This window comes from Luteococcus sp. (assembly GCF_043424415.1).
Taxonomy (GTDB): Bacteria; Actinomycetota; Actinomycetes; order Propionibacteriales; family Propionibacteriaceae; genus Luteococcus.
Genome location: NZ_JBHWOO010000262.1, coordinates 1 through 4,884 on the forward strand (window position 1 = coordinate 1; position 4,884 = coordinate 4,884).

The window sequence follows — 4,884 nt, forward strand, 5'->3', positions numbered from 1 at the left end:
GCGTGCCTCGGTGACCCAGACCTCACGTCGGTGTGCGGCCGCACGATCGAGCCCAGCGCGGCATGAGCGCGACTGCTCCTGCAAGTATCAGGCGCGCCGGCGGCGGGTGTTCTGAAGGCCCAGGAGCAAGGCCGCGCCCCACAGCAGGAACAGCGGGTCCCAGATCCACGCGTGTCCGACCATCACTGGACGGTCGTATCCGCCCGGGGCGTGCACCACGCCGGGGAGCACGAGATTGCTCACCACCGTGTTCGCACCACCCCATGCGACGAGCACGATCCCCGCCAGCCAACTGCCCAGCCTGCTCAAGCGTCGCCACGGCCACCAATGACGATCGAGCCACAGCGGCCCGAAAGCGCCGACAGCTTTGACCAGCGCGAGCGGGTACAGCACCCACATCACCGACGAGAACCTGGCGATGAACGCCGACCCCATCGTCCACAGCAGCGCACGCCCTCCCATGGCCCAGTACAGGGTGATGGCGACATGCAAGCCACCTGGCACGGCGGCTGCCAGGTGGCTTGCACGGACCGACGGCTCGGGGGCGACGGGTGAAGGATGGAAGCAGAAGCCATGTTTACACTGTAAACACTGGATGGATCGGAGATCGACGCAATGCCTGACAAGCAAGGGACGGGCCGGGGTCGCCACCCACTGACACGCCGAGCCATCCTGGAGGCCGGAATTGCACTGGCCGACTGCGAAGGCCTTGCTGCGGTGACCATGCGACGACTCGGCTCCGAACTCGGCGTGGAGGCGATGGCGCTGTATCGCCACGTCACCAACAAGCAAGACGTGCTCGACGGCATGGCCGCCCTACTGGTTGCCGACATGACCCCGGTAGTCGTGCCGGACGGTGCCCCGTGGCAGCAGGTCCTACGCGAGTTGTCGTGGCAGTACCGCCGGGTCATCACCCAGCACCCGGCCGTCTTCACCGGCCAAGCGCAGCGGCCCATCGTCCTGGGCGAGGACCACTCCGCCATCGACCGGGTGCTCTCGGTGCTGCAGGCAGCCGGCTTCACCAGAGAGCGCGCCCTCGACCTGTACCTGGTCGGATCCAGCTTCGCCCGAGGCTTCGCCCTCTCGGAGATGGGACAAGGCCCAGGGGCACCCCAGCTGCCAGCCGATGTCGACCAGGACCGCGCGTTCTCCCGTGGGCTGGACGTGATCATCGCCGGCTTCGAAGATCTGCGCGCGACGCCATGACCCGACCTGCCCGCGGCAGAGGAGGATGCCTCGACATGGCACCTCTGTCAGAGACCGCGCTCCGGGAGGCCCAGCTTCCGACGCATCGAGCGAGCTTCAACGGGCGGTAGCCAACCGACCTCGTAGCTGACCTCTTCGCCTTGCGTGCGCCCCACCCTTCCTCCTAGGTCGAGCCCCAGGAACCGCACTGGCCTGAAGACCGATGGTTCGGACCAGAAGGTCAGGTGTCCAGCATCCAACTCGCGCACTGTCCACCATTCAGGGCCGTAGTCCTCGAACTCCGTCTCCTGTCGGCCGTCAGGCCACACCACCTTGAACAGGGGCGCCGGATCACCCTGCGCGGGAAACACCATGCGCCCAACCTCACACACGAGATAGGCGAGGACCTCACCATGCCTGCGCAACTCTGCGACGCCCCCGTCGTAACGGGACAATGTCGGGTCGGGCAGCACGTATGCATCCATGATGATCCCCTCGGGGCTAGTGGCCAGGCGATCAGGCTATATCTCCGCTAAAGCCAATCGACTCCCCGGTCGGTGGGCTCAGTAGACCTTCAGGGGTCCAAGCTCTACGTGGCTGTGACACGACAGCCCTTGGGGCGTGGCTGGGCATCGTCTTCCGACGCGCTGTATTCGGCATTACGTGTCGCTCACGCACCTATGAAGCGGCCGCCTTGTCGCTGAGGCTTGCCAGCAACAGGCGCGAACGTCCGCTCAGCTCCACTGGGAGGTCGTCCTCGTCGAGCAGTCGGCAGATTTCTGTAGTGAGGCGGTCGGCTTCGTCGTGGTGGCCTTCGGCAGAGGCGATGGCGGCGAGGTCGATCTTGGTGATCGTGTCGTCGGGAGCAGCAAGTAGGGCCACTTCTGTCGCCTTGCGCGCTGACGCGGTGTCGCCGTGCTGGAGGTGGTGGGCGGTGATGGTGTGGGCGATGTCGACGACGGCGCAGGTGATGTGGTGGTCGATGGCGGTGATGGCGAGCCAGCCCCAGCCTCCGGGGCGGAGTTGGTCGAAGGGGCGTCCCTTGACCAGCGACAGGGCGGTCTGGAGGTCGGTGATGCCGTCTGCTCCGTGGGCTTGGCCGCGGGCGCGGAGCCGTCGCAGGAGGTCGATGTCGACCAGGAGTTCGGGGATTTGGTAGACGGGTGTGCCGCGGAGTTGGGCGGCGGGTGATTCGGTGGCGTCGGGGAGGTAGCGCTGGTCGGTGCCGTGGATGGTGCCGAGCCAGTCCCGCACGGTGGTGATGGCGGTGCGGATGGTTTGTTGGGCCAGGCCGAAGGCGGTGGCGACTTCGTCGGGGGTGGCGCCGTGTTCGCGCAGCGCGATGTAGCTGACCAGTTCGATGTAGTAGGGCTTGCGTTTGGCGATGGCCTTGCCGTGGGCGGTGACGCTGACGGGGCCCAGCAGGCTGAGTTTGGGCCGGTGGCAGGCGGCGTCGAACCAGTCGGCCAGGTCGGCATCAAGGGTGGGGTCGGCCTCGGCGAGCCGTCGCGTTGCCTCAGGGGTGACTTGCGGGGCCAGACGCAGTCGTTCCGCCTCGTCCTCGACCACCATCGAGTCGGCTGGCACCAGAGGCTCGGTGAGGGTGTCGTCCGCGGCTTGGTCGGTGGGCGTGGTCGGTTCGTCGCGGTCGTCCGCGTGAAGGGTCCCGGCTTGGTCGGCCAGCTCGCGCCAGCCGGTGTCGCCGGCGGCGGGGACGGGGTGGTCGTCGAGGACGTCGGCCTGGGCCAGCAGTGCGGCGCAGCCGGTGGCTTCGTCGGCGGTGAGGCCCACAGGAATGAGTTCGAGGCCGACCGGTTCGAGGCTCATGTGCCCGTCGCTGGTGAACTCGAATCGGGGTCGGTTGTCGTCGGTCGGCGCCTCGGGGGCGAGGGTGATGATGGCGGTGTTCGCCCGGCTGGGGTCGGCGTCGACCAGTGCCGCGAGCGCGGCGAGGCTGGTCTCGTGGCGGTGGGTGGCGAGGATGACTCGTGGTGTCCAGGGTTCGTCGTCGGTGGCGTGGATGCGGGCGTCGACGCTGTTCCCGCCGCGGGCGTGGCTGCGTTGGGCGTCGTGGGTGATGTCCGCGATCGTCTGGTCGACGTCGGTGGGCTGGTGCAAGCGACCGGGATTCATGGCGATGGTCTCGATGGCCGCATCGAGCAGGGTGACGCGCACGCCGTGGGACCACGGATTCACGGCCAGTTCCGCGGCAAGGTAGCGGGCGAAATCAGCGGCGTAGTCCGCATCGCCGACCAACCTGGTGGTGCCGAGGTCTTCGAGGTTGGCCAGCCACAGGCCGTCGTCGGCGTCGGTGCCGATGGTCACCAGCAGCGGATACGGTGCCGGAACCGAGTCCCACTCCCCCTGTTCGGTGTGGGTTGCGAGGGCGGTGGGGGTGGTGTGCCAGCGGCGGTGGGTGTCGTCGATGGCCGTCCAGGGTGTGGGGAGCTGCGCCGCGTCGGCGAGGTACAGCACGATGCCGTCGGTGGTGGTCTGGACGGCGGCGAGCTGCGGCATCGGCTCTCCGCTGTGCAGGTGGTGGGCCGCGAGCACGGTGAGGGCCTGGTCGATGTCGGCCAGGGTGGCCAGGGCGGGGATGCCGACGGTGGTGACGGTCTGTTCGACAGGTGCCAGCTCTACTGGTGGCAGGGTGATGGAGCGTCCGGGGCGGCGGTGGCTGCTCTGCACCCGGCGACGAGACCGCAGCACCGTCACCATCGATGCCGCCAGCACGGCCCCGCCGCTGGCCAGGCCGGTCAACAGCCACGGCGACACCGCACCGGACTGGCCAACCGACTCCACGGCAGCGGGCCGCTCGGTGCTGGATGGGGCGGCCGTGGTGGCCGGTGCGCTCGTCTGGCGGCTCGGCACCGGTGTCGATGCTTGGGTTGCGGCCGGGTGCCTCGTCGCATCGGGACGTGGCTGGCCGCTCGGCCGCGTGGTGGGGTGGGACTGCTGCGGCGTGGAGTTCGGCTGCTTGGGTGCCTGCTTGATGCGGGTGGGGATGGTGAGGTGCCAACCCGGTTCGATGTGGTCGGGGTCGGTGAGGTGGCCACCGTCGGGCTGGCGGATCGATCGGGAGGCGTCAAAGATTTCGGGCCACCGGTTGCTGTCGCCCAAGTGATGCTGGGCGAGGTTGGCGAGGGTGTCGCCTGCCACAACCACATGCCCGGTCTGCTGTCGGGCCTCCACGGGGTTGTCCGTGGGGATGTGGAGCGTCCAGCCGGGCTCGAGGACGTCCGGATCGGCCAGGTGTCGGCCGTCTGGTTGGCGGATCGATCGGGACGCGTCGAAGATCTCGGGCCACCTGTCAGCGTCCCCGAGGTAGCGCTGGGCCAAACCGGACAGGGTCTCCCCCGCCGCGACCCGATGTGCCGTCCACGCCTGAGACTTCTGCTGCGGCTGCGCGGTCTTGGACGGTGCAGGCGCAGTCTGATGGGTGCTGTTGGTGGCGGTTGGCGTCGAAATAGGCGTCTCGGCGCGAGCGGGAACGGCTGCGACGCCCTGGAGCGTGAACAGCAGTGCGGCCAGTGCGACGAGGCGTCGGATGCCGAGCTGCGGAGAGTGCCAGCCGGGAAGGGTCGGGGCCGGCACGCGGCGCAGGCGCGCGAGCGTCTCGAGGACGATCAGCATCGCGAGGTAGGCCCAGGTGATCCAGCCGACCATAGCAATCGCCGTCAGCGCGAGGGTGCCGTCGTC

The 4,884-nt window shown here is 68.6% G+C and carries 4 protein-coding genes; 1 reads left to right on the plus strand and 3 read right to left on the minus strand.

Annotated elements, in window-relative coordinates:
* Positions 1-87: 87 nt before the first annotated feature.
* Positions 88-492, minus strand: coding sequence for a DUF3995 domain-containing protein (locus ACHFFZ_RS14920; RefSeq protein ID WP_394277388.1), 405 nt, complete (start codon positions 490-492; stop codon positions 88-90).
* A 123-nt stretch (positions 493-615) separates the two neighbouring features.
* Here ACHFFZ_RS14920 and ACHFFZ_RS14925 point away from each other — a divergent pair, with 123 nt between their 5' ends.
* Positions 616-1,206: a TetR/AcrR family transcriptional regulator gene (locus tag ACHFFZ_RS14925; RefSeq protein WP_394277389.1), complete on the plus strand. Its 591-nt coding sequence runs from the start codon at positions 616-618 to the stop codon at positions 1,204-1,206.
* Positions 1,207-1,253: 47 nt separating this feature from the next.
* Here the strand turns inward: ACHFFZ_RS14925 and ACHFFZ_RS14930 are convergent, their stop codons facing one another.
* Complete coding sequence (locus ACHFFZ_RS14930) at positions 1,254-1,670, minus strand: hypothetical protein (RefSeq protein WP_394277390.1); 417 nt, start codon at positions 1,668-1,670, stop codon at positions 1,254-1,256.
* Positions 1,671-1,863: 193 nt separating this feature from the next.
* Positions 1,864-4,884: LysM peptidoglycan-binding domain-containing protein (locus tag ACHFFZ_RS14935; RefSeq protein ID WP_394277391.1), on the minus strand; the 3,021-nt coding region annotated here is incomplete at its 5' end.

Excerpts from the sequence above, each read along its gene's own strand:
- ACHFFZ_RS14930 (WP_394277390.1), bottom strand. The coding sequence starts at position 1,670 with ATGGATGCATACGTGCTGCCCGACCCGACATTGTCCCGTTACGACGGG.
- ACHFFZ_RS14925 (WP_394277389.1), top strand. The coding sequence starts at position 616 with ATGCCTGACAAGCAAGGGACGGGCCGGGGTCGCCACCCACTGACACGC.